At 67.6% G+C, this 546-nt stretch carries 1 protein-coding gene; it reads right to left on the bottom strand.

Annotation, left to right across the window (positions count from 1 at the left end; genetic code table 11):
- The coding region (locus tag AACY52_RS29815; protein WP_339561305.1) for an SMP-30/gluconolactonase/LRE family protein at nt 1–546 on the bottom strand (546 nt) is incomplete at both ends.

Raw genomic sequence — 546 nt, 5'->3', positions numbered from 1 at the left:
CGCTGACCTCCGGCAGGCGGATGCGGCCGAGCAGCTTGCCCTCCGGCGACCACACCGTCACGCCGCTATAGCCGACCGCGCGTCCGGCATTGCTGGAGGCCCAGACATTGCCGTTGACGTCGCAGCGCAGGCCATCGGGACCGCATTTGACGCCGTCGATCACGCAATCGCTGAAGCGCTTCGGATTGGAGAGCTTGTTGTCGGCTCCGACGTCGAACACGAAGATCTCGCCCTTGCCGCCGGGGCCGGTGTCGCCCGGTCCCTTGCCGGTCGAGGCGACATTGAGCTTCTTGAAGTCGGGCGAGAAGCACAGGCCGTTCGGATCCGGCACCTGCTCCTCGGTGACGACGAGATCGATGCGCCCGCCGGGATCGATGCGATAGCAATTGGTCGGCAGCTCGCGCTTGCCCGGCACGAACCCCGCCGGCTGTCCGATCCGCGGATTGAGCTTGCCGGCCGCGTTGCTCGGGCCGCCTGCAACGTCGGGCTCGCCCTCATAGAGCTGGCCGCCATAGGGCGGATCGGTGAACCAGTAGCTGCCGTCGG

It is taken from the genome of Pseudomonas sp. EA_65y_Pfl1_P113, from assembly GCF_963970525.1.
GTDB classification, from domain to species: Bacteria; Pseudomonadota; Gammaproteobacteria; order Pseudomonadales; family Pseudomonadaceae; genus Aquipseudomonas; species Aquipseudomonas tritici.
This window is presented reverse-complemented; position numbering and strand designations above follow the sequence as displayed.